This window comes from Ruegeria sp. AG1 (assembly GCF_056541705.1).
Map to the genome: position 1 here is coordinate 254,317 of NZ_JBQFYU010000007.1, position 24,200 is coordinate 278,516.

General features: G+C 60.8%; 23 protein-coding genes. 10 read left to right on the forward strand and 13 right to left on the reverse strand.

What is annotated here, in order from left to right; translation table 11 throughout:
• Positions 1-4 precede the first annotated feature (4 nt).
• The 6 genes from ACR0B5_RS13015 to cysE all read left to right on the forward strand — a co-directional run bounded on the left by ACR0B5_RS13015 (position 5) and on the right by cysE (position 7,151).
• Positions 5-637 (forward strand): phage distal tail protein, Rcc01695 family, encoded by a 633-nt coding sequence (locus ACR0B5_RS13015; protein ID WP_480540944.1) that lies wholly within the window; start codon positions 5-7, stop codon positions 635-637.
• Positions 637-1,524, forward strand: a complete 888-nt coding sequence (locus ACR0B5_RS13020) for a DUF2163 domain-containing protein (RefSeq protein WP_480540946.1) — start codon at positions 637-639, stop codon at positions 1,522-1,524. The genes ACR0B5_RS13015 and ACR0B5_RS13020 overlap by 1 nt, the downstream gene beginning before the upstream one ends.
• Positions 1,521-1,967 carry an NlpC/P60 family protein gene (locus ACR0B5_RS13025; protein WP_170374015.1) on the forward strand — a complete coding sequence of 149 codons (447 nt, stop codon included), beginning with the start codon at positions 1,521-1,523 and terminating at the stop codon, positions 1,965-1,967. Before ACR0B5_RS13020 ends, ACR0B5_RS13025 begins: the two co-directional genes overlap by 4 nt.
• A complete protein-coding gene (locus ACR0B5_RS13030) occupies positions 1,967-5,908 on the forward strand; it encodes a baseplate multidomain protein megatron (RefSeq protein ID WP_480540948.1) in 3,942 nt (1,313 codons plus the stop codon). Before ACR0B5_RS13025 ends, ACR0B5_RS13030 begins: the two co-directional genes overlap by 1 nt.
• Positions 5,909-5,913: 5 nt before the next feature.
• Positions 5,914-6,210 carry a DUF7742 family protein gene (locus ACR0B5_RS13035; RefSeq protein ID WP_480540950.1) on the forward strand — a complete coding sequence of 99 codons (297 nt, stop codon included), beginning with the start codon at positions 5,914-5,916 and terminating at the stop codon, positions 6,208-6,210.
• Between the two features lie 131 nt (positions 6,211-6,341).
• On the forward strand, positions 6,342-7,151 hold the full coding sequence (gene cysE / locus ACR0B5_RS13040; RefSeq protein WP_170374012.1) for a serine O-acetyltransferase: 810 nt from the start codon (positions 6,342-6,344) through the stop codon (positions 7,149-7,151).
• A gap of 3 nt (positions 7,152-7,154) precedes the next feature.
• Here cysE and ACR0B5_RS13045 read toward each other — a convergent pair whose 3' ends face one another.
• The 7 genes from ACR0B5_RS13045 to ACR0B5_RS13075 form a co-directional block, all read right to left on the reverse strand.
• Positions 7,155-7,394: a hypothetical protein gene (locus tag ACR0B5_RS13045; protein WP_480540952.1), complete on the reverse strand. Its 240-nt coding sequence runs from the start codon at positions 7,392-7,394 to the stop codon at positions 7,155-7,157.
• Positions 7,395-7,542: 148 nt separating this feature from the next.
• A complete protein-coding gene (locus tag ACR0B5_RS13050; protein ID WP_480540954.1) occupies positions 7,543-8,850 on the reverse strand; it encodes a pyruvate dehydrogenase complex dihydrolipoamide acetyltransferase in 1,308 nt (435 codons plus the stop codon).
• 1 nt (position 8,851) lies between these two features.
• On the reverse strand, positions 8,852-9,112 hold the full coding sequence (locus tag ACR0B5_RS13055; protein WP_170374009.1) for a hypothetical protein: 261 nt from the start codon (positions 9,110-9,112) through the stop codon (positions 8,852-8,854).
• Positions 9,112-10,485 carry a pyruvate dehydrogenase complex E1 component subunit beta gene (locus tag ACR0B5_RS13060; protein WP_480540956.1) on the reverse strand — a complete coding sequence of 458 codons (1,374 nt, stop codon included), beginning with the start codon at positions 10,483-10,485 and terminating at the stop codon, positions 9,112-9,114. The genes ACR0B5_RS13055 and ACR0B5_RS13060 overlap by 1 nt, the downstream gene beginning before the upstream one ends.
• Before the next feature lie 15 nt (positions 10,486-10,500).
• Positions 10,501-11,490 carry a pyruvate dehydrogenase (acetyl-transferring) E1 component subunit alpha gene (gene pdhA, locus ACR0B5_RS13065; protein WP_170721817.1) on the reverse strand — a complete coding sequence of 330 codons (990 nt, stop codon included), beginning with the start codon at positions 11,488-11,490 and terminating at the stop codon, positions 10,501-10,503.
• 129 nt (positions 11,491-11,619) lie between these two features.
• Positions 11,620-11,919 carry an FtsB family cell division protein gene (locus ACR0B5_RS13070; protein ID WP_170458795.1) on the reverse strand — a complete coding sequence of 100 codons (300 nt, stop codon included), beginning with the start codon at positions 11,917-11,919 and terminating at the stop codon, positions 11,620-11,622.
• A gap of 161 nt (positions 11,920-12,080) precedes the next feature.
• Positions 12,081-13,271, reverse strand: coding sequence for a phosphoglycerate kinase (locus ACR0B5_RS13075; RefSeq protein ID WP_170688845.1), 1,191 nt, complete (start codon positions 13,269-13,271; stop codon positions 12,081-12,083).
• 132 nt (positions 13,272-13,403) lie between these two features.
• Between ACR0B5_RS13075 and ACR0B5_RS13080 the strand changes: the two genes are divergently transcribed.
• Both ACR0B5_RS13080 and ACR0B5_RS13085 read left to right on the forward strand, forming a co-directional pair.
• Positions 13,404-13,910, forward strand: a complete 507-nt coding sequence (locus ACR0B5_RS13080; RefSeq protein WP_170374004.1) for a peptidylprolyl isomerase — start codon at positions 13,404-13,406, stop codon at positions 13,908-13,910.
• Positions 13,903-14,457: a peptidylprolyl isomerase gene (locus ACR0B5_RS13085; protein WP_480540959.1), complete on the forward strand. Its 555-nt coding sequence runs from the start codon at positions 13,903-13,905 to the stop codon at positions 14,455-14,457. The genes ACR0B5_RS13080 and ACR0B5_RS13085 overlap by 8 nt, the downstream gene beginning before the upstream one ends.
• A gap of 57 nt (positions 14,458-14,514) precedes the next feature.
• Here ACR0B5_RS13085 and aqpZ read toward each other — a convergent pair whose 3' ends face one another.
• The 6 genes from aqpZ to ACR0B5_RS13115 form a co-directional block, all read right to left on the reverse strand.
• Positions 14,515-15,201 carry an aquaporin Z gene (aqpZ, locus tag ACR0B5_RS13090; RefSeq protein ID WP_170639600.1) on the reverse strand — a complete coding sequence of 229 codons (687 nt, stop codon included), beginning with the start codon at positions 15,199-15,201 and terminating at the stop codon, positions 14,515-14,517.
• 92 nt (positions 15,202-15,293) lie between these two features.
• Positions 15,294-16,109: a M90 family metallopeptidase gene (locus ACR0B5_RS13095; RefSeq protein WP_480540961.1), complete on the reverse strand. Its 816-nt coding sequence runs from the start codon at positions 16,107-16,109 to the stop codon at positions 15,294-15,296.
• A gap of 125 nt (positions 16,110-16,234) precedes the next feature.
• Entirely contained in the window at positions 16,235-16,735 is a 501-nt protein-coding gene (locus ACR0B5_RS13100) for a bactofilin family protein (protein WP_170374000.1), read from the reverse strand.
• Positions 16,725-18,056: a DUF5930 domain-containing protein gene (locus tag ACR0B5_RS13105; RefSeq protein ID WP_480540963.1), complete on the reverse strand. Its 1,332-nt coding sequence runs from the start codon at positions 18,054-18,056 to the stop codon at positions 16,725-16,727. Before ACR0B5_RS13105 ends, ACR0B5_RS13100 begins: the two co-directional genes overlap by 11 nt.
• A gap of 174 nt (positions 18,057-18,230) precedes the next feature.
• Positions 18,231-19,049 carry a ferritin-like domain-containing protein gene (locus ACR0B5_RS13110; protein ID WP_480541032.1) on the reverse strand — a complete coding sequence of 273 codons (819 nt, stop codon included), beginning with the start codon at positions 19,047-19,049 and terminating at the stop codon, positions 18,231-18,233.
• 87 nt (positions 19,050-19,136) lie between these two features.
• A complete protein-coding gene (locus ACR0B5_RS13115; RefSeq protein WP_170373998.1) occupies positions 19,137-19,598 on the reverse strand; it encodes a peroxiredoxin in 462 nt (153 codons plus the stop codon).
• Between the two features lie 68 nt (positions 19,599-19,666).
• Between ACR0B5_RS13115 and ACR0B5_RS13120 the strand changes: the two genes are divergently transcribed.
• On the forward strand, positions 19,667-23,050 hold the full coding sequence (locus tag ACR0B5_RS13120; protein ID WP_480540965.1) for a YhdP family protein: 3,384 nt from the start codon (positions 19,667-19,669) through the stop codon (positions 23,048-23,050).
• Between the two features lie 41 nt (positions 23,051-23,091).
• Positions 23,092-24,138 (forward strand): tRNA preQ1(34) S-adenosylmethionine ribosyltransferase-isomerase QueA, encoded by a 1,047-nt coding sequence (gene queA, locus ACR0B5_RS13125; protein WP_480540967.1) that lies wholly within the window; start codon positions 23,092-23,094, stop codon positions 24,136-24,138.
• The last annotated feature ends 62 nt before the right edge of the window (positions 24,139-24,200 follow it).

Below are 24,200 nucleotides of genomic sequence, written 5' to 3' on the forward strand. Positions count from 1 at the left end.
GAAGATGAATTTCCACGAGGTGAGATTTCCCGCCAGCCTGAGCTTCGGCTCGGTCGGCGGGCCCGAGCGGCGTACGGATATCGTAACACTGGCCAACGGGTTCGAGGAACGCAACACGCCCTGGGCGCATTCGCGCAGGCGCTATGATGCCGGGCTGGGGATGCGCTCGCTGGATGACATCGAAACGATGATCTCATTCTTCGAGGCACGTCAGGGCCAGATGTACGGGTTCCGCTGGAAGGACTGGTCGGACTACAAGTCGGGATCAGCTACGGCTGACGTCGATCACGGCGATCAGGTCATCGCGCGTGGCGACGGAGAGTGTACCGAGTTTCAACTGGTGAAAACCTATAGCTCGGGCGGGGTCAGCTATGTGCGACCGATCACCAAGCCCGTCCTCGGTACGGTGCGTTTGGGTCTGGATCAGGATGCCATGCGCGAAGGCGTCGACTATGAGGTTGATCTGGCCCGTGGGGTGGTCTCATTCGTGGTCCCTCCGCCCGAAGAGGTCGAGATCACGGCGGGGTTCGAGTTTGACGTGCCGGTGCGGTTCGACACCGACAAGATTCAGACCAGCGTGGCCAGCTTTCAGGCCGGGGATGTGCCGAATGTTCCCGTGGTCGAGGTGCGCGTCTGATGAGCGGGGATACTCAGGCACTTCAGGCCCATCTGCAAAGCGGTCTGACCACTGTGTGCCGCTGCTGGGCGATCACCCGCAAGGATGGTCAGGTCTTTGGCTTCACCGATCATGACATGGAGCTGCGGTTCGACGGGCTGACCTTTCGCGCCAGCACCGGCCTGACCGCAGCCGCCATCGAGCAGGCCACCGGGCTGTCAATTGACAATTCCGAGGCGATGGGCGCGCTGTCCGATGCCTCGGTCCGCGAGGATGATATTGAGGCCGGCCGCTTCGACGGTGCCGAGGTGCGCGCTTGGCTGGTCAATTGGGCCGCGCCCGAGCAGCGTGTGCTGCAGTTTCGCGGCTCGATTGGTGAGCTGCGCCGGGCAGGTGGAGCCTTTCACGCAGAGTTGCGCGGCCTGACTGATCTGCTGAACCGCCCTCTCGGGCGGATTTACCAGAAGCCTTGCACGGCCGTGTTGGGGGATTCCGCGTGCCGATTTTCCGTAAGCCAGCCCGGCTATCAGATCGAGGCTGAGGTCTCCGGTTTTGACAGAGGCACGTCGCTTCGGTTGTTCGGCGGGACCTCCTCCGACGAAGCCTGGTTTGAACGGGGACGGTTGGATGTGATCTCGGGCTCGGCGAATGGACTATGGGGGTCGATCAAGCAGGACCGGCGGACGGAAGACGGGCGCGAGATCACCCTGTGGGCCAGCATCGGTGGTGGATTGGCCGTTGGAGACCGGGTGCGCCTGACCGCTGGCTGCGACAAGCGGATGGAGACCTGTCGGCTAAAATTCAACAATTTCATGAACTTTCAGGGCTTTCCGGATCTTCCGGGCGAAGACTGGGTGATGGCCGTGCCAAAGAAGGGCAACGCGAATACAGGCGGTAGCAGACGATGACGAAACGCAAGCAAGAGATCGTGAACACCGCACGCGCGTGGCTGGGAACGCCTTATGTGCATCAGGCCTCGGTTCGCGGGGCGGGGACGGATTGTCTAGGCCTGCTGCGCGGCGTGTGGCGCGAGGTGATCGGGCACGAACCCGAGGCGACTCCCGTCTACAGCATGGACTGGTCCGAACCGCAGGGTGAAGAACGCTTGTGGGCAGCTGCGCGCAGGCACCTGAGCGAAAAGCCCTCAGCTGAAACGGCCGCCGGAGATGTGCTGCTGTTCCGGATGCGGGACAGCGGCGTTGCAAAACATCTGGGCATTGTCAGCAGCATCGACGAGGTGCCGCGCTTCATCCATGCCTACTCTGGACATGGCGTCGTCGAAAACGCCCTGAGCGACCCCTGGCGCCGCCGGGTGGTCGCCTGTTTTGAATTCCCGTTGGAGGGTCGCTGATGGCTACTATTCTTCTTTCCGCAGCAGGGGCTGCGCTGGGCGGCTCGATCGGCGGCACGGTGGCCGGTTTGTCCACTGCCATTGTCGGTCGGGCAGTCGGAGCCACGCTGGGTCGCGTGATCGATCAACGCATGATGAGCCAATCGGTCATGGGCAGCGGCAGCGAAGTGGTCGAGACCGGCCGCATGGACCGTTTCCGCCTGACCGAAACAGCCGAAGGCGCCCCTGTGGCCACGGTCTTTGGCCGTATGCGCGTGGGTGGTCAGGTGATCTGGGCCTCCGACTTTCTTGAGAGCCGAACCACAAGCACGCAATCCTCGGGCGGGGGCGGCAAGGGCTCACCGAAACCGCCCAAGGTGACGACAACCACCTACAGCTACTCGATCTCTCTGGCAATTGCGGTCGGCGCGGGCGAGATCGCCGATGTCACCCGCGTCTGGGCCGATGGTGAGGAGCAGGAGCGCGCGAACCTGAACATCCGTGTCTATCACGGGACGCAGGATCAACTCCCCGATCCCCTGATTGAGGCCGTCGAAGGCACCGGCAATGTCCCAGCCTATCGAGGCACGGCTTATGCGGTGATCGAGGATTTCCAGCTGGCGTCCTTTGGCAACCGGGTGCCTCAGTTCTCGTTCGAAGTGGTACGTCCTACACAGCCCGAGATGCCGGATCATGCGTCCGCGCTGGGCCAGATCGTCAAGGGCGTGGCCCTGATGCCGGGCACTGGTGAATATGCACTGGCCAGCACTCAGGTGAACTATTCCCAAGGGCGCGGACGCAGTTGGGCGGCCAATGTCAACTCGGCCTCGGGTGAGCCGGATTTGATCACCTCGACCAAAGCGCTGGCGCGTGAGCTGCCGGGCTGCGAGGCGGCCTCCCTGATTGTGTCGTGGTTCGGGAATGACCTGCGCTGTGGAGACTGTCAGATCACGCCCAAGGTGGTGCGCGATGACATAGATGGCGTGAGTATGCCCTGGGTCGTGTCGGGCCTGCGGCGCAATACGGCCCAAGTGGTCCAGCATCAGGATGACCGACCCGTTTACGGTGGCACCCCGGCGGATGGCGCGGTTGTGCAGGCGATCCAGCATCTTAAGGAGGGCGGCAAGGATGTGATGTTCTACCCGTTCATCCTGATGGATCAGTTGCAGCAGAACGGCTTGCCCGACCCCTGGTCGGATGGAGAGCAGCCGCATCTGCCCTGGCGCGGACGGATCACGCTGGACGTGGCTCCGGGGCGCGACGGGTCGCCGGACCAGACAGCCGACGCCGATGCGCAAGTGGCCGCGTTTTTCGGATCGGCTCAAGTTAGCGATTTTCGCATCAGCGCGGGGCAGGTAACCTATTCAGGCCCGCAGGAATGGGGACTGCGGCGCTTTATCCTGCATTATGCCACCCTCTGCCAGATCGCAGGCGGCGTAAGTTCCTTCTGTATCAGTTCGGAAATGCGGGGCCTGACCCAGATTCGCGGAGAAAACGGCTTTCCTGCCGTCGAACAGCTGCGCCAACTGGCTGCGGATGTGCGGCAGATTTTGGGACCGGATACCAAGATCGGCTACGCAGCGGATTGGAGCGAATATTTCGGCTATCAACCCTCGGGCACAGGAGACAGGTTCTTTCACCTCGACCCCCTTTGGGCGGATGACAATATCGACTTTGTCGGTATCGACAACTATATGCCTCTGTCCGATTGGCGGGATGGCGAAGATCATCAGGATGCCGATGCCGGGTCGATCTACAATCTGGACTACCTGCGCGCCAATGTCGAAGGTGGTGAAGGCTATGACTGGTACTATGCCTCGCCCGAGGAGGCCGAAGCGCAGATTCGCACTCCGATCGAAGACAGCACCCATAATGAGCCGTGGATCTGGCGCTATAAGGACCTGCGCAACTGGTGGTCGAATTGGCATCACGAACGGATTGGCGGCGTTCGCCAGAATGATCCGACGGACTGGGTGCCAGGGTCCAAGCCGATCTGGTTCACGGAACTGGGCTGCGCGGCGGTGGACAAAGGTACCAATCAGCCGAACAAGTTTCTCGACCCCAAATCCTCTGAATCGAGCCTGCCGCCGCATTCCAATGGCCTTAGGGACGACTTCATTCAGGTGCAATATCTGACGGCAACGCTGGGCTACTGGTCCGAGCCGCAGAACAACCCGGTATCCGCGATCTATGACGGGCCGATGCTGGACCTCTCCAACGCCTATGTTTGGGCCTGGGATGCGCGGCCCTATCCCACCTTTCCAAACCTGCGAAGCCAATGGGATGATGGCGAAAACTACGCCCGAGGGCATTGGCTGAACGGTCGATCCGGCGCGCGCACGCTGGCCTCGGTTGTAACCGAAATCTGTCACGGGGCAGGGGTCACGGATATTGATGTCTCGCAGCTTTATGGTGTGGTACGGGGCTATGCGGTCGAGGATGTCTCGGACGCGCGTTCGGCGTTGCAGCCGTTGATGCTGCGCTATGGGTTTGACGCGATCGAACGGGACGGTGTCCTGCGGTTCCAGACACGTGACGGCTTTGGCGCTGTGACGCTGGACACGGATCATCTGGCTGTCAGTTCCGATCTCGACGGCACCGTGGAATACCGCCGCGAGGCCGAGGCCGAGATGACCGGACGTGTTCGCCTGCGCTTTGTTCAATCGGATGCCGATCACGATCTGGTCGCGGAAGAGGCCGTGCTGCCCGACGCGCAGACCCATTCGGTTGCGGTTAACGAGATGCCCCTTTCCATGACCCGCGCGGAAGGCCGCCAGACTGCCGAACGCTGGCTCAGCGAGGCGCGCGTGTCCCGCGATACCGCCCGGTTTGCCTTGCCCCCGTCTATGTTGCATCTGGGGGCTGGAGACGTGGTGCGCCTGTCAGAACAGGACGGTAGCGCGCTATACCGTATCGACCGGCTGGAGAAAGCCGACCTGCAACTGGCCGAGGCGGTGCGGATCGAACGCGGTGTCTACACGGCCAACGGGTTGCAGGACGATCCGGTCGCGATCCGGCCCTTCGTCGCCCCTGTGCCCGTCGTGCCGGTGTTCATGGATCTGCCATTGCTAACGGGGACAGAGGCTCCGCACGCGCCGAATCTCGCTGTCTCGGCCGATCCTTGGCCCGGTAGCGTCGCCGTTCATGCCTCGGCCAGGGATGAGGATTATGCGCTGCGCGATGTCATTTCGGACCAGGCGGTGATGGGCTTTACGGAAACGCCGCTGCATCGCGCCTCAGCCGGGATCTGGGATGAGGGCGCGCCTCTGCGGGTCAAGCTGATCGACGGCATTCTGGAATCCCGTCCGCGCACCTCCTTGCTGAATGGGGCTAATTTGGCGGCCATCGGTGACGGAACGCCGGGCAATTGGGAGGTGTTTCAGTTCTCCGACGCCGCACTGCAAGAGCCGGGCGTCTATGCCCTGTCCGGCCGTCTACGCGGTCAGCTAGGAACGGACGCCCTGATGCCCGACGTCTGGCCCGAAGGGTCAACCTTTGTCCTGCTGGATGAACGTGTGGCGCAAACCAGCCTGTTGCCAAGCGAACGGCGCGTGGCCCGGCATTTTCGGATCGGCCCGACCTCACGTGGGTATGACGACCCATCCTATGAGCATCTGGTTGAGGCTTTCGACGGGAATGGCCTGCGCCCCTATGCGCCGGTGCATGTGTCTGTGCAGGCCGCGTCGGGGGAGGATGCGTTCAGTTGGATCAGGCGTACGCGGATCGAAGGGGATGACTGGGCGGGGCTGGATGTCCCACTGGGCGAGGAAAGCCAGTCCTATCTCATCCGTGTCCGGGCCAACGGTGCCTTAGTCCGCGAAGAGATCGTGGCCGAACCGCGCTGGGCCTATACCGCAGCCGCGAAGTCCGCCGATGGTTTGACAGGTGGGTATGCGGTCGAGATCGCGCAAATCTCGGCCATATACGGCGCCGGTCCAGCGGCGCGCATTCAGGTCGCGTAGGACTTATGCGCCCCGTCCTCCACGGAGACGTCAGCGCTGCGGCGCGTGCCTTGTTGGCCGTGCCGCAGCGCAGCCGCCGAAAACTCTGTATCAAGATGGTGGCCGAGGCTGAACTGGCCGACCGCCATGTCCAGCGCACTGGGCGGATGCATCCCGTCTATGGCAATGGATCCCTGATGACAGCCGCCCGCACTCGGGTGCTGGCGGATGAACCGGGCTTTGACGATCCGACCTATTGCCAGTGCTTTGAGATGGTTTTGCGCCAGTTGATACGGCATCAGGCCCGGCGTGCTTTGAGCTGAGTGCCTTAGCTGCCAAAAGGCGCAATCCCCCTCTCGGAACACATTCATTTTGGTTAAGTTACAGATCACGGGTTTGCGTTTGGCGTTTTTGCCACTAAATGGCATGCTAGGCGCAGCAAAGGATCAAAGCCATGTTTGAAAAGCGCAGCCACGTGACCCCCGTCGACCCGGTCTGGAACCGGATCACGACCGAGGCCCATACCGCCGTTGAGCAAGAGCCGCTGATGGGCGGACTGGTGCATGCTTGTATTCTGCATCACCGCAGCCTTGAGCGGGCATTGTCGTACCGAGTGGCGGCTAAGCTGTGTTCGAACGAGATGTCGATGATGGTCCTGCGTGAGATCGTGGACGAGGCCTATGCCGACGATCCTAGCTTGATTGAGGCCGCGCGCGCGGACCTGATGGCCGTTTACGAACGCGACCCGGCCTGCCACCGTCTGCTGCAGCCGATCCTCTATTTCAAGGGCTATCAGGCGATGCAGGCCTATCGCGTGGCCCACTGGTTGTGGCGTAAGGGTCGACATGATCTGGCCTATTTCTTCCAGATGCGCTCGTCTGAGATTTTCGGTATCGACATTCACCCCGCCGCCAGGATCGGCAAAGGGATTATGATCGACCACGCCCACTCCATCGTGATTGGTGAGACGGCCGTGGTTGGTGACAATGTTTCGATGCTGCATTCTGTGACGTTGGGCGGGACCGGCAAGGAAGAAGAGCAGCGCCACCCAAAGATCGGTGATGGAGTTCTGATCGGTGCCGGGGCCAAGGTTCTTGGCAACATTGAGGTCGGCCACTGCAGCCGGATCGCCGCCGGATCGGTGGTGCTACAAGAGGTTCCCGCCTGCAAGACAGTTGCCGGCATCCCGGCCAAAATAGTGGGCGAGGCGGGGTGCGATCAGCCCTCGATCTCGATGGATCACATGCTGGGAAAAGACCAGTAAACCTCAGTTCGAGCGGTTGTTCTTTCGGTTCAACCGCTCATGCCGCCTTTGCTCCCGCCGTGCCTTGCGCTCGTCGATGCGTTTCTGGCGCTCCGCTTTTTGCTGGGCGATCACGGCAGGATCACTGGATTTGAACCTGGAGTTCTCACCCGGATAGCTGTTGGGTTTTGCGAATGCCGCGTCCGCCGCAGTCGCGGTCGCTGCAACGATAAGCAGAGTTTTGGTCAAATCAGAAAAGCGCATGGGCCACCTTTGGTTTTCGAAACCGTCTGGTTTAAAGGTGGGAGGGTGCGGTTGCGGAAGCAACCTATGGGGCGATCACGCTTGCTCACATCGTGGCCGTGATCGTGAGAGCGCCCGCCGAGGTCGGACCCCAGCGGGCAGGGATTGATCAGGCCAGCATAACTATCGGATTTTCCAGGTTCTCGACGATGGCTTGCAGCAGCTGAGCCCCAAGCGCGCCGTCGATGACCCGGTGATCCACTGACATCGTGACGGACATCACGGTTGCAACCGTCAGCTCTCCGTCTTCGCCTACGACCGGTTTCTTCAGGCCGGTGCCAACCGCCAGAATACCGGCATGCGGTGGGTTTACGATGGCGTCGAAATTGTCGATGCCGAACATGCCGAGGTTCGAAACTGCAAACGTGCCGCCCTGATATTCATGCGGGGCCAGCTTGCGTTCCCGGGCGCGACCGGCAAGGTCCTTCATCTCGGTCGAAAGAGCAGACAAAGACTTGGTGTCGGCATCCTGCAGGACCGGAGTGAACAGACCGCCTTCGATCGCAACCGCAACGGCCACATCAGACGGTTTCAACTGCAGCACGCGGTCGCCCGCCCAGACTGCGTTGCATTCGGGAACCTGCTGCAGCGCGTTTGCGACGGCTTTGATGATGAAGTCGTTGACGCTGAGCTTCACGCCACGGCTTTCCAGCTGCTTGTTCAACTGGCTGCGGAATTTGAGCAACGCGTCCAGTTTGATATCGCGGCGCAGGTAGAAATGCGGGATGGTCTGTTTGGCCTCGGACAGGCGCGCGGCAATGGTCTTGCGCATGCCGTCGAGCTTGATTTCCTCGTAGTCGCGAGTTTCGTACATCTTGGCCACGGCATCTGCCGATGGGCCAGCCGGTGCCGCCGCTGCGGGCGTGGCTGCTGCGGCAGGCCCAGGAGCGGCTGCTGCTGCTGGTGCTGCGGTTGCGTTTTTCACATCCGCTTTGACGATGCGACCATGCGGGCCGGAGCCGGTGATTTGTGCCAGATCGAGGCCCTTTTGCGCCGCGATGCGACGGGCCAGCGGTGAGGCGAAGATACGACCGCCATCGGCTTTCGCCGGTGCAGCCGGAGCGGGGGCGGCCGCCTCGAATGCCGCTGGCGCGGCGACCTCGTTGCTCGCGACGGCTTCAGGTGCAGCCGCTGGGGCCGCGGCCGGTGCGGCGCCAATATCATCGGCGCTTTCGCCATCTTCCAGCAGGACTGCGATGGCAGTGTTGACCTTGACCCCTTCGGAACCTTCGGGGATCAGGATCTTGCCGATGGTGCCTTCGTCAACTGCCTCGAACTCCATCGTGGCTTTGTCGGTTTCGATCTCGGCCAGCAGGTCGCCGGAGGAGACGGTGTCGCCCTCTTTGACCAGCCATTTGGCAAGGGTGCCTTCCTCCATTGTCGGAGACAGGGCGGGCATTAGGATTTCGGTGGGCATTTCAGCGCTCCTCAATCAGAGTAATTTGGTCAAAGGGCGCCTTTGGGCGCCCGGTGCCGCGTGCGAGCGTCGCAATCGCAGCCTCGATTTTTTCTTTGTTCTCCGCCATCCAGACATAGGCGGTCTGGTGCGAGGGGCGCGCGCCTATTAACCGCATATCCGCCGCCAATCGCTCGGGCACAAGCGCCCGTACGATGCGGTTGTCGATGTCAATCTCGACACGGTAGCACTCGGTTGCTGGATCGCGGCCCCTGATCTCCATTACCGGTAGGTCACCTGTTTGACGGCAGCGATCACCTCATCCGTGGTGATCAGGGCCAGCTTTTCGAGGTTCGCGGCATAAGGCATCGGAACATCCTTGCCGGTGCAGTTGATGACCGGCGCGTCGAGATAGTCGAACGCTTCTTGCATCACGACCGAGCTGATGTAGCTGCCGACAGAGCCTTGCGGCCAACCTTCTTCGACTGTCACAAGTCGGTTGGTCTTCATCACCGAGTTGATGATCGCACCTGTGTCCATCGGTCGGATGGTGCGCAGGTCGATGACCTCCGCGCTGATGCCCTCTTCGGCCAGTTTATCGGCGGCTTCGAGAGCATATTGCATGCCGATGCCGAAGCTGACGATGGTCACATCCGAGCCTTCGCGCCAGATGCGGGCCTTGCCCAGAGGAATTGACAGGCTATCCACCTGCGGCACGTCGAATGTGCGTCCATAGAGGATTTCGTTTTCCAGGAAGATCACGGGGTTCGGGTCGCGGATCGCCGATTTCAGCAAGCCTTTTGCGTCGGCGGCTGAGTATGGCATCACAACTTTCAGGCCGGGGATCTGCATGTACCATGCGGCGTAATCCTGCGAGTGCTGCGCGGCCACGCGGGCGGCAGCACCGTTGGGGCCACGGAACACGATGGGACAACCCATCTGACCACCGGACATATAGAGCGTTTTGGCGGCGGAGTTGATGATCTGGTCGATCGCCTGCATGGCGAAATTGAAGGTCATGAACTCGACGATGGGTTTCAGGCCACCGAAGGCTGAACCAACAGCGATACCGGCAAAGCCATGCTCGGTGATCGGGGTGTCAATCACGCGTTTGGGGCCGAATTCGTCCAGCAGACCTTGGCTGATTTTATAGGCGCCCTGATACTCGGCGACTTCTTCGCCCATCAGGTAAACGTCTTCGTCGCCGCGCATCTCTTCGGCCATCGCGTCGCGAAGCGCTTCGCGGACGGTCTCGGTTTTCATTTCCGCGTCGGCTGGCCAATCGGGCGAGAGGTCCACAACCGGAGCGACCGGGGTGGCCGCTGCGGGAGCGGGGGCCTCAACCGCCGCAGGGGCGGCCTCGGTCACCGCTGCGGCTGCGGGGGCAGCCGCGGGCAGGGCGGAGGCGTCTTCGCCTTCTTCCACAAGGATCGCGATGGGGGTGTTGACCTTGACCCCCTCGGTGCCTTCCTCGATCAGGATTTTGCCGACGATGCCTTCGTCAACGGCCTCGAACTCCATCGTGGCCTTGTCGGTTTCGATCTCGGCCATGATGTCGCCGGAAGATACGGTGTCGCCTTCCTTGACCAGCCATTTGGCCAGCGTGCCCTCTTCCATCGTGGGCGAAAGGGCGGGCATGAGAATTTCGGTTGCCATGTCTTATTCGTCCTCTCAGGCGTAGATATCTGTCCAGAGCTCTTCGACGGAAGGCTCGGGGCTTTCTTTCGAGAATTCGGCGGCCTGGTTGACGACCTCTTTGATCTCTTTGTCGATCGCCTTCAGGTCATCTTCGGTCGCGTGTTTGCCGGTCAGCAGCAGCTCGCGCACATGTTCGATCGGATCGCTTTGCTCGCGGACCTTCTGAACCTCTTCGCGGGTGCGGTACTTGGCCGGGTCGGACATCGAGTGGCCACGGTAGCGGTAGGTCTTGACCTCAAGGATGTAGGGGCCTTTGCCTGCACGACAGTGCGCGACGGCTTTCTCGCCCGCGGCTTTGACCGCCAGAACATCCATGCCGTTGACCATTTCGCCCGGGATCCCGAAGGCCTGACCACGGTGATAGATATCCGCCGAAGAGGTCGAGCGTGCCTGGGCGGTGCCCATCGCATATTGGTTGTTCTCGATCACAAACACCACGGGCAGTTCCCAAAGGGCCGCCATGTTAAAGGTCTCGTAGACCTGACCCTGGTTTGCCGCGCCATCACCGAAATAGGTGAAAGTGACGCCGCCGTTCTCTTTGTACTTATCAGCGAAGGCCAGACCCGCGCCTAGCGGGACCTGAGCGCCAACGATACCGTGGCCGCCATAGAAATGCTTCTCTTTCGAGAACATGTGCATCGAGCCGCCTTTGCCCTTGGACAGGCCGCCCTCACGCCCGGTCAGTTCGGCCATGACGCCGCCCGGATCCATGCCGCAGGCCAGCATGTGACCGTGGTCGCGATAGGATGTGATGCGTTTGTCGCCTTCCTTCGCAGCAGCCTCAAGGCCGACAACAACCGCTTCCTGTCCGATGTAGAGGTGGCAGAAACCACCAATCAGACCCATACCGTAAAGTTGCCCCGCCTTTTCTTCGAATCGACGGATCAACAGCATTTCGCGGTAGTAGGTTTTCAGCTCTTCCGCAGAAACGTTTGGTTTCTTTGTGGTCTTTCGCGCAGCCATTGTGGCGATCTCCCCCTTTCGGACAGATAGTTTAGCGTTAAACTATCTTTTAGAGCATTTCTTGCGATCTGGCGAGCGTAAATATGACGCAGCGTAGCTTTGCGCAATTCGTGCAGGGGGAGGAAGGGGTTAGCGGATGACGATTTCATCCGCGCGGATCATGCCCAGTACGGATCGGGCCTGTTGATCCAGTAGGTCGAGATCAAGGTAATTGTCCGAAAGACGGCGGGTGAGGTTTTCCATCTCGGCGATCTCAGCTTTGAGCGCCGCGAGGTCGCGTGACAGGGCGTCCCGTTCCGCCGAAATCTCAACCCGTCGAAACAGGCCATAGTCTCCTTGAACGGCGGCAAAGGTGAAATATACACCCAGCATAAAAGCCACCGAAAAGAAAAAAACTGCGCCCAAACCGGGCCGATGGGAACGGGACACTCTGTTGACCGCCGTATGAAGTCTGCCTCAATAACGGGCCCTTTTTGGACCTCTGATTGCACTATGTCACAGGTGATTCGGGATGTGAATCCCCTGATTCGCAAAAATTTCGCGGTTGAGTCAGATTGTCTCGCGGCCCGGTTTTGCGCGCGCCGCGATGATCACTGTTCTAACGCTGCGACGCCGGGTAGGGTCTTGCCCTCCATCCATTCCAGGAAAGCTCCGCCTGCGGTTGAGATATACGAGAAGTCCTTGGCCGCGCCCGAAGCATTCAGGGCGGCAACGGTATCCCCACCACCTGCGACCGAGATCAACTGACCCGCGCGTGTCAGCGCAGCGGCTTTTAGGGCGGCGGCGTTGGTGGCGGCGTCAAACGGCTCCAACTCGAACGCGCCGAGCGGGCCGTTCCAGATTAGGGTCTGGCTTTTGCCGAAGATCTCGGTGATGGCGGCGACACTTTCGGGGCCTGCGTCCAGGATCATGCTGCCTGCGGGGCACTGATCGGCGGGCAACACCTGATGCGGCGCGTTTGCTTCGAATTTCTCGGCGACCACCACATCAACAGGCAGCACGATGGTGCAGCCGGACGTTTCGGCCTTGGCCAGAATCTCTGCGGCAGTGTCTTTCATCGCGGTTTCTGCCAGCGATTTGCCGACATCAACGCCCTTGGCGACAAGGAACGTGTTTGCCATGCCGCCGCCGATGACCAGATAGTCGACCTTGTCGATCAGGTTGCCCAACAGCTCCAGCTTGGTCGACACTTTCGCGCCACCCACAACGGCTGTCACGGGGCGTTTAGGTGCGCCCAGAGCGCCCTCCAGCGCTTCAAGCTCGGCCTGCATCAGGCGACCAGCGCAGGCGGGCAGCAAACGGGCCAGCGCCTCGGTCGAGCTGTGGGCGCGGTGCGCGGCCGAGAACGCGTCATTGCAGTAGATATCGCCCAGACGCGCCATGCCAGCGGCCAGATCGGGATCGTTCTTGGTTTCTGCTGCGTGAAAGCGGGTGTTTTCCAGCAGCAGAACCTCACCGGGCTGCAGGGCGTCGGCGGCCAGTTCAGCCTCAGTTCCCACGCAATCGGCGGCGAACAGGACCTTCGCGCCAAAAGCAGTCTCCAGGGTCGGGACAAGTTGGTTCAGCGACAGGCTTTCACGTCGCTCACCGCCGGGACGGCCGAAATGGGCCAGCAGGATGGGTTTGCCGCCAGATGCCAGGATGTGCTGCACCGTGGGAACAATACGCTGAATACGGGTGGCGTCGGTCACAACATCGTCAACGACCGGCACGTTGATATCCACGCGCACCAGCACGCGTTTGCCGTTCAGGTCCATATCGTCCAGTGTTTTCCAGCCCATCGCGCAATCCTCGTGTTTTGATACCCTTTGGGCGGTTCTTTTCCTGCATTTTGCCCTCAGGTCAATGCGTCACTTGGCATTCAGGCGCTTGGCGCATAGGTATTTGCGCAAGACAAACGACAGGAGGGCCAGATGGCCGAGATCAAGGATCCCGAAAACACAATCATCATCGAGCTGAAAGACGGCAATGTCGTCATCGAGCTGCTGCCTGACGTGGCGCCTCTGCACAGCGCCCGGATGAAGGAACTGGCCCGTGGGGGCGAGTATGACAACGTGGCCTTCCACCGTGTGATTGACGGCTTCATGGCCCAGACCGGCGACGTCCAGCACGGCGACATGGAAGACGGATTCAACATCCGCATGGCGGGCACAGGCGGGTCGTCTCTGCCGAACGTTCCGGCGGAATTCTCGAAACTGCCGCATGACCGTGGAACTCTGGGCGCTGCGCGCTCGCAGAACCCGGATTCGGCAAACTCGCAGTTTTTCATCAACTTCAAAGATAACCACTTCCTGAACGGTCAGTACACGGTTTACGGCCGCGTGATCGACGGGATGGAGCATGTAGATGCTATTGTACGGGGCGAGCCGCCTGCGAGCCCGGACCGCATGATCAGCGTCAAGGTAGCGGCAGATGCATAAGCTCGCCGCCGCTTTTGTCCTGTTGGCCAGCCCCGCGCTGGCCACCGGGCTGCAGATCGAGGTTGAGGGTGAAGCCAATGGCACCATCACCGTTGACCTGTTTGAAGATGTCGCACCCAAGCACGTGGAACAGATCACCGCGCTCGCCAACGCAGGTGAGTATGACGGCGTCGTCTTCCACCGAGTGATCGATGGGTTCATGGCCCAGACCGGAGACGTTCAGTTCGGCAACCAGACCAAGGGCAGCTTCAACGCTGCCAATGCAGGTCGTGGTGGCTCGGACCGTCCTGACTTGCCGGCCGAGTTCTCGGACATCACCTTTGATCGCGGTGTGGTCGGCATGGCGCGGTCTCAGAACCCCAACAGCGCGAACTCGCAATTCTTCATCATGTTCGAGCCGGGACCGTTTCTGGATGGCCAGTACACCGTTGTCGGTCAGGTCACGGACGGGATGGACGTAGTTGATGCGATCAAACGCGGTGCTGGTCAGAACGGCGCCGTTGTCGGCCAACCCGACGCGATGAAAAAGGTCACTGTGACCGAGTAGCGAAAAACCCCGGCGCAGGCCATGCGCCGGGGTTCTCTTGTGGGCTAGGGACCTGGATCAGTCGTCGCCCATTGCTTTCCAGATCAATGCACCGATGGCACCCCCGATCAGCGGGGCGACCCAGAACAGCCAGAGCTGTGCAAGGGCGGGGCCATCCGCAAACAGGGCCACGCCTGTGGACCGTGCCGGGTTAACCGACGTGTTGGTGACAGGGATTGAGATCAGGTGGATCAGGGTCAGGGCCAGACCGATGGCGATCGGAGCAAAGCCCGCAGGCGCTCCGCTGGAGGTGGCCCCCAGAATGATCACGATGAAGAACGCGGTCAGCACGATCTCGATCACCAGCGCGGACATCATGGAATACCCTTCGGGTGACGCCTCGCCATACCCGTTTGAGGCAAACCCACCGACACCTTCAAAACTCGGCGCGCCGCTGACGATCACATACAGCACCACCGCTGCCGCAATTGCACCCAGCACCTGAGCGACCCAATAAGGCAGTAGGTCTTTTGCGGGGAAACGCCCTCCGATCATCAGGCCGAGGCTGACCGCGGGGTTGAAATGCCCGCCCGAGATATGGCCGACCGTATAAGCCATGGTCAAAACGGTCAGGCCGAAGGCGAAGGATACACCAAGCCATCCTATGCCGACATCAGCGACCCCTGCCGCCAGAACCGCGCTGCCGCAGCCTCCCAGAACTAGCCAGAACGTGCCGAAGAATTCGGCCATGAGTTTTGATGACATGAATAGTCCTCCATTAATCAATGAGAACCAGAGTAATTCAAAAACCGTGATTTGTGAAACTTGCGTTTGGGGGAATTTTCACGGCCTACGCGTCAGTTAGGCCTTTCGCCCCATATCGCAGGATCGAGATTAAACAGCGCGGCAAGCTGTTCATAGACATGAGGTGCCGCCTTTTGCAGGGCGTGAGGGCGCTCAAAAAACACCTCGACCGAGACGGCAAAAAACTCCTCATGGCCTTCGGCGCCGTAAGGGTCGATGACGGTGCGTTGCCCGGCCTCTACTGCCAAGACATGGTCGGAATAGGCCGTTAGGAAGACCTTTTCCCACTCGGCATAGCTCTGTCCTTTTGCAAGAACCGGAACCCCGTTGGTACCGCCCGAGAGGTCGTCTATCTGGTGCGCAAACTCGTGGAACACCACGTTGTGCCCGTCATGGTCATTCATCGCGCCCTGTTTGCTATGCGCCCATGACAGGATCACTGGCCCACGGTCCCAGCTTTCGCCGGTTCGGATGATCTCTTTCTCGGTAATCACATAGCCGCTGCGTCTTTGCTGCCGAGACTTGAAGGCGTTGGGGTATATCAGGACGGTCGTCAGATTGTCGTACCAAGTGTCGGTGTTCACCACGAGCAGGCAGGCTTGCGCGGCGATGGACAATTGCATCTCATCGGTGACTTCCAGCCCGTCGCAGCCGTAAAAGCTCACCTGTTCTAAAAACAAGTTGATCTTGCCATCCAGTTTCTCACGCAGGTCGGCGGGAACACGTTGGAGGATGGGGACCTGTGCCGCGATGATGCGCCGGTCGTCTTCGCTGAGCGGCTCGGCCAGAAGTGCTGCGCGCGCCTTTTTCTTGGACCAGGACCAATACAGAAACGCGCCTGCGACGGCTGCGACAAGAGCAAAAAACATCCACATAGGCAGAGTTTAGCCGTATCAGTTCAAGCTTGGAACTGGATTCAGAGTAAGGCCCACAATTGAATCTAAAACGCCGCAGGATGACCTGCGGCGTTTCAAAAATCCGGGTTGGATTTGCTTTACTGTTTGACTTCCGCTGCCGGGTTGGCACCCGGTTTTGCGCCGCGGCCAGGGTTCAGGGGATCGTCCTGACGCTGAACCGAGCCTTCGAAATGCGCGCCGCTTTCGATGGCGATGGTCTTGTGGATGATGTCGCCTTCGACCCGTGCGGTCGAGGTCAGGCGGACCTTCAGGCCACGCACGCGACCCACGATGCGGCCGTTGACCACGACGTCGTCTGCAGTGACTTCGCCTTTGATGGTCGCGGTTTCGCCGATGGTCAACAGATGCGCGCGGATGTCGCCTTCGACAGTGCCTTCAACCTGAATGTCACCGGTTGTCTTGATGTTGCCGGTGATGTGCAGGTCCGAAGACAGGACCGACGCGGGCGGTTTGGGCTTGGGCGCCGTGCTGGCCTTGGGTTCGGAAGGGGCAGGGGCCGCCGGAGTCGCCGGAGCAGCAGGTTTTGCCGCCTCAGAATCCTTGGATGCGGGCTCGTTGATTTTGCTTTTAGAAAACATTTCTCGCAGCCTTGATGTAAGTCATTGGGTTTACAGGTTTTCCGTTCACGCGCACCTCATAGTGCAAATGCGTGCCGGTGGACCGTCCGGTGCTACCCATATCAGCAATATGATCCCCGCGCGAGACCCTTTGGCCGACCTTGACGTTGATCTTGGTGTTATGAGCGTAAAGTGTCTCAATCCCGAAGGCGTGTTTGATCCTCACAAGGCGTCCAAAGCCGGATTGCCAACCGGCATGGGTGACCACGCCATCTGCGGTTGCAAAGATATCGGTGCCCTGGGGCCCTGCAAAATCGACGCCGTTATGCATCCGGCGTCCGCCCGTTTTGGGGTCGCGGCGGGAGCCGTAGCCGCTGGTGAACCGCACAGCGGAATGAACCGGGTTCGCAAAGGGCGCTTTTTCGGCCGCCAAACGATACAGGTTCAACTGATCCATTTGTTGTAGAAGCTGGTTTGCGCGCACCTCGTCGGCGGAGATGTCACTCTCTTCGCCGCGGGTGCTCAGGGACAAAGGGGTCAGCGGACCGCCTATACCGCTATATCCGCGCCGCACCTCTTCGATGATGCGGTCCGTGGGCATGCCCGCCTGGCGGAACATCTTGTCCAGAGGCTCGACCGAGATCACCATCGCCTCTTCCAACTGGCGGAAAATCTCGTCACTGCGTTCCTGCATCAGTCGGATTTCCAGCTCCAGATCATCGCGCTGGTCCAGTGCATCACGCGCGTCGGCTGCGATCTGATCCCGCTCTTCCGCGGTGCGGGTCAGAGCGTCTGTCATGAATTCCATCTGCGCCGGGGCCGAGGCGGCCACGACATAGGCGTCCGTTGTATCCGCATCTTGTTGCAGCTTCGCCAGTTCGCCACGGGCCTCTTCGCGTTGTTTCATCGTGGCGCGCAGGGTGGTCTGGATCACCTCGATCCCGGTTTCCAACTCGCGCCGACGGTTTTCCGAGGCCAAAAGCTCGGACTGCATCGCCGAGACCTGCGCCAGTGCAGCGTTGAACCGGTCCTGTGCGGCCAAGGCTTCCTGAGCGCGGGCGTCACGCTCAGCGGACAGGATGTTGAGACGTTCTTGATAGGTGGCCTGATCGCGTTTGGCTTGTTCGCGGAAGTTGCCAGATCCGATGCTGTCCATCAGCAGAATCGCAGTGGCGACGGCGGTCCAGCCAACCATGACTGCAACACCGGTCACCGCAGCGATCTGAGTTTCCGAGCTGAGGCGGATGTACCGTGTGTCTTTGTCAGATTTCAGAAAAACCCGGCGTTCCGGGAAATGCCGTTCGAGCAGCGAGTGAAATTTAATTGCGAGACGTGTTCTCACGCGTCTTACCTCTCATCCCCAAGATCGGGACCGGTCGTGGTGCAATAGCCGTCCCTTGGACGGGATGCTTAATAGGGTCTCAGCATTCGGGCAAGTTTGTTGACCAATTTGTCGTCGAAGGTGCAGTTTTCCCCCTACGGATCGGCGAAAACCTGCCGAAATTAACCTTTAACCTCAGTCTGAGACCTGACCCGGCGCGGGCATGTCCTCTGTTAGCGGCCAGTAGAAGTCCGGCGGCAATCCTGCCTCGGCGCGCTTTTCTTCGTTAAAGGGCGGTTTCAAGGCACCGTGGAAATAGCGCCGAACCAATTGGTGGAAGACGTCCTTGGGGTCGGCGTTTTCGCGTCCACAAAGAAAATGGAACCACTTGGAACCATAGGCGACGTGGCCAACCTCTTCCGCATAGATCACCTCGAGTGCAGCGATGGCCTGTTCCGCCTTTGCCCTGCGAAAGATATCGATCATGCCGGGTGTGACGTCCAACCCGCGTGCCTCCAGCACCATGGGAACCACCGCAAGGCGGCCCATCAGATCCTCGGCGGTGTCTTCGGCGGCGCGCCACATGCCTGCATGGGCGGGCAGGGCGCCGTAAAAGCTGCCCATCTGTTCCAGACAATCGCAGACCATCTCAAAATGGCGCGATTCTTCTTCGGCGCATTTGACCCAGTCATCATAAAAGCCGATCGGCATGGGTACATGACCAAAGCGAGCAATGATGTCCCAATGCAAATCCACCGCGTTCAGCTCGATATGCGCAACGGCGTGCAAAAGCGCGATGCGTCCGGCCTCGGACCCCGGTTTGCGTTTTGGCACTTCGCGGGGTGAGAGCAGCTCGGGCTTTTCAGGGCGTGCTGGGGTCAAAGGCGGGGTGGCGGTGCCGATTTCAATCGCGTCACCTTCGCCCTTACGCGATGCGAACCAAGCGGCGGCATGGCGTTTGGACAGGGCGGTTTTCTCCCGCCCGTCCGCTGTTGTCAGAACCTCGCTTGCCATCTGGGTCAGTGTTTTGGGCACTGGTACGCTCCGCCTTGTCTTGTTGAGGCTGGGGATAGACCGGATGGCGCGCGGGGTCGAGGGGGGCTACATCGCCTTGACGGCTTCAAGCACTGCATCCACGTGGCCCGGCACTTTGACCTTGCGCCAGACCTGCGCGATGCGGCCCTCGGCGTCGATCAGGAAGGTCGAGCGTTCGATGCCCATGGATTTGCGGCCATACATGTTCTTTTCGACCCAGACGCCGTAATCCTCGCAGACGGTCGAGTTTTCATCCGACAGCAAAGGCGTAGTCAGGTCGTGTTTGGCGACGAACTTGTCATGCTTGGCCACGCTATCGCGCGAGATGCCAAAGACCTGAGCGCCCGCATCGGCAAAGGCCTGAAGCTGCTCCGAGAAACCGATGGATTCCTTGGTGCAGCCCGGCGTATCATCGCGGGGATAAAAGAATAAAACGACGGCACTGCCGCGCAGATCCGCGAGGGATACCTCACCGCCGCCGTCTCGGGGAAGGGTGAAATCAGGGGCCATGTCTGAAACGTCGGGCATTGGAAACTCCGCTAAAGGTTTTTAAACGCTGCCCGATATCATAGGGCAACGCGGACGGGTTGAAAGGCGTGGAACGCAAATTGGTGCAGCAGGATCAGGACAATAGCGAAGAGGGGGGTCAACCGAAACGCCGCCGCTCGCGCCGTCGGACGGCGGGCATCTGGACGTTGCGCGGCGTTGTTTTGCTTGTCGTTCTGGCTTTGGTCACGGGGTTCATGGTGCTGGGTCAGCGCATGCACGCCCCGGCTTGGCTGCGCAGTCACGTTGAGGCGCGGTTGGAGGAAAATCTGGGCGGTCTCCAGATCCGTTTTGGCGATGTCAGCTTTATCATTCACGAAGGCTGGCGGCCCCGTTTGCGTCTGACGGATGTGTCCATCAGTGATCAGGCCGGACAACAGATCGCTCAAGTGTCGGATATGCGGGCCAGCCTGGCGATGCGGCCCTTGCTGCGCGGTCATGTGCGGCCCAAGCGGATCATACTCAGCGGGGCGCAGATCGCCCTGACCCGAGGTGAGGATGGCGCGCTGACCCTGACAGTGGGCACTGGCAGCGCGCCCGTGCAAAGCGCATCGAACCTGGCCGAATTGATTGAGGCCGGGGATGAGGTGTTCCTGTCTCCGGTCCTGTCTGCGCTGACCTCGGTGCAGTTGGATGCGATCACGCTGGACTATCGCGATCTGCGGCTTGGGCGGTCCTGGATTCTGGACGGCGGCCATATTCAGCTCACCCGCAATGACGATGACATGCGGTTGGCGACCGGGTTCTCGGTCTTGTCCGGGCGCGACTTCGCCAGCCAGATCGAAGCCAACTATACCAGCATCCTGGGAACGCCCGAGGCACGTTTTGGCGTGACGATCACCGACCTCCCGGCCGAGGACATCTACGGCCAAAGCCCGGCGCTGGCGTGGTTGCAGGTTTTGAAAACGCCGATCTCGGGCGCGGTGCGGGGCAGTGTCGATGGCTCAGGAGCTTTCGGCCCTGTTTTCGCGACGCTCAATCTAGGCGCCGGGGCGGTGCAGCCGAATCCAGAGACACGTGCCATCCCGTTCGACTCAGCGAGCACCTACTTCACCTATGATCCCATCCGGCAGGAGCTGGACTTCAACGAGGTCTCGATCGATTCCGCCTGGGGATCGGTGCAGGCAGCAGGCAAAGCCTATCTGCAAGGGGTGGAAAACGGCACGCTCGACAGTCTAGATGGGCAGTGGAGCCTGACGGGGATCAACGTCAACCCGGCCAACCTGTTCCCCGAGCCGCTGAACCTGAAAAGGGCCGATCTGGACGTTCAGATGAAATTCGCCCCTTTCCGGCTGCGCGTAGGTCAGATGACGATTGAGGATGGCGGCCACCGCGTGCGGGCCTCGGGTCTGCTGGTCGGGCTGGCCGATGGCTGGTCGGCCGATCTGGATGCGCATCTGAACCAGATGGACTCTGAAGAGGTCCTAAATTATTGGCCCGAGCGTCTGGCGCCGAAGCCGCGGGAGTGGGTGACCAAAAACCTTTCCAAGGGCGCCTTGTCGGATATGGATTTCGCGCTGCGTCTGCGACCCGACAACAAACCCGACATCTATCTGGATTTCGGATTCGAGGATGCCACCATCCGTTTTGCCAAGACCCTGCCTCCGGTCGAAGGCGCGCAGGGGCAGGCCAGTCTGATTGACGACCGCTTTACCGCAACCGCGCAGCAGGGTGTGGTGATGGCCGATCAGGGTGGGGCCGTGGATGCATCGGGGACGTCCTTCATCATTCCCGATACCGAAATCAAAAAAAATACGCCGGGTATTGCACGTATAAGTGCGACTGGGGGTGTTACTGCCGCGCTATCCCTACTGGATCGCCCGCCGCTTAGCCTGCTCGGCAAGGCAGGGCTGCCGGTCGATATGGCCGAAGGAAATTTGGCGCTTACGGGCACGTTGTCCTTGCCGCTGATCAAGGGCCTCAAGTTTCAGGACACGCAGTTTCACTTTGCAGGCACGCTCGGAGACCTGAGCAGCGACCGTCTGGTACCGGGATTTTCCGTCAGCGCACCGATGCTGGAGTTGTCCGGAGACCAGACTGCAGTGCAAATCGAAGGGCAGGGCCTGTTCGGCGATGTGCCCGTGCAGGCCAAATGGCAACAGCCGATTGATGGCGAGACGGCGCAGCGCAGCACCGTGACGGGGCAAATCGAACTGTCCCAGCGTCTGATGGCGGAATTAAAGGCCGGATTGCCGCAAAGCTTCCTAAGCGGGTCTGGCACGGCTGATTTTACGCTCGGTATCGGTGCAGGCGCACCGCCGCAACTATCAGCCTCATCCGATCTGGTGGGCGTCACGCTGGCCATTCCCGAGCTGGGATGGCGCAAACCCGCGTCGACCAGCGGCACGCTGACTGCTGATGCAACGCTGGGCGATGGGCTGAAGGTTGATGCATTGAACCTGCAGGCGGCGGGGTTGCGGACCGCGGCGTCGATCACCTTCCGGCAGGGAGAGTTTGACCGTGTTTCCTTCAGTTCCTTCGATCTGGGCAACTGGCTGGCTGTTCCGGCCGAGCTGATCGGGCGGGGCAACGCCGCACCCGACATTCGCGTTCTTGGCGGGGTGCTGAACCTGGGCCGCGCCACATTTGGCGGGTCCGAGGGTGGCGGCAGCGGGTCGGGCGCTGGCCCAAATCTCGACGTAACGCTTGACCGCCTCCAAGTCACTGAGGGCGTGGCGCTGACCGGCTTCAAGGGCACGTTTCAAACGACCGGAGGGGTCAACGGTACCTTCAACGCCCGTGTCAACGGTGGGGCTGCCATGCAAGGCCGCCTCACCCCGCGGGGCGCGCGGAGCGCGGTAGAGCTGACCTCGAACGATGCCGGCGCCGTCTTGCGCTCGGCGGGTTTGCTGACACAAGCAAGGGGCGGAACGTTGGACGTGCAGTTGGAACCGGTCGCAGCCGCAGGCAGCTATGATGTGATCCTTAGTATCGTCAGCACCCGTATTCAGGATGCGCCTGCGATGGCTGCGCTGCTGAACGCAATCAGTCTGGTCGGGTTGCTGGATGAGATGGCTGGCCAGGGCATTTTCTTCTCGTCCATCGACAGCCGGATGCGGATCACCCCGACCGAGGTAAAGATTCTCAGCGGCAGTGCGGTCGGCCCGTCCATGGGCCTGTCTTTTGATGGAACGGTGAATACGGTGGCCGGGACGCTGAACCTGCGGGGTGCCATTTCCCCGATCTACCTTCTAAATGCGGTCGGCAGCGTCTTTACCAAAAAGGGCGAGGGGGTCATCGGGTTCAACTATTCTCTTACGGGGCCATTGGCGGACCCGAAGGTCTCGGTGAACCCGCTATCGGGCCTTGCGCCGCTGTTCCTGCGCAACCTTCTGCGTCCCCCGGCCCCTACGGTTTCAGATGGGCCGAATGCCCAACCGCGCAAACCTGACGAACCCAAGCGTACTTACGGCGCCCCGAAAAGCGATCGCTAGGGGATATAGCCGAATCTCTTGCGGCCTTGTATGGCGCGGCCATGAGACTCAGCGATTTTGATTTCCACCTGCCCGAAGACCTGATTGCCACCCGGCCCGCCAACCCGCGCTCGTCCGCGCGTTTGCTGGTGGCCGAGCGAGAGGCGATCTCGGACAGCCATGTGTTCGATCTGCCCAACTGGCTGCGCCCCGGCGATCGGCTTGTGTTGAACGATACGCGCGTGATCCCGGCGAGGCTCAGCGGGCGGCGGCACCGCGACAGCGCGCAGGGGCTGGTTTCCGCTGCGATCGAGGCGACGTTGCTGGAGCCTCAGGCGAATGGATCTTGGACCGCGCTGATCAAGCCGTTGAAAAAGGTCAAGCCGGGCGAAGAGATCGTATTCTCGGACGATCTCAGTGCGACGCTGGACCGGGTAGAGGACGGGCAGGCCTATCTGCAGTTCAACCTCAGTGGTGAGGATTTTGACGCCGCCCTTGAACAGGCCGGTGCAATGCCCTTGCCACCCTACATCGCCGCCAAACGTCCAGCGGACGAGCAGGACAAGACGGATTACCAAACCATCTGGGCGCGCAACTCGGGCGCTGTGGCCGCACCAACCGCGTCGCTGCATTTCGATGATGCGTTGATGGCTGCGCTGGCAGAGCGTGGGGTGGAATTCAGCCACGTGACCCTGCATGTGGGCGCGGGAACCTTTCTGCCGGTCAAGGTGGAGGACGTGACAACCCACAAGATGCATGCCGAGTGGGGCCGGGTCAGCCAGCAGGCTGCTGATGAGATCCGCGCCACCATGGCGGCAGGGGGCCGGGTGATCCCGGTCGGTACCACCGCACTGCGCCTGATCGAAAGCGCCGCGCGCAGTGGGCAGATCGCGCCTTGGGAAGGGGAAACCGACATCTTCATCTATCCGGGCTTTCAGTTCCACGTGACGGACGCACTGATGACCAATTTCCACCTGCCCAAGTCGACCCTGCTGATGCTGGTTTCGGCTCTGATGGGGCAGGAGCGTATGCGGTCCGTCTATGCCCATGCGATTGAACAGAAATATCGCTTCTTCTCATATGGGGATTCATCCCTTCTGATCCCCTAAAACCCTCAGCCGCGACACTGTCAGACAGGGAATGTCGTAGACAGGCGCGATCTGCATTTGTT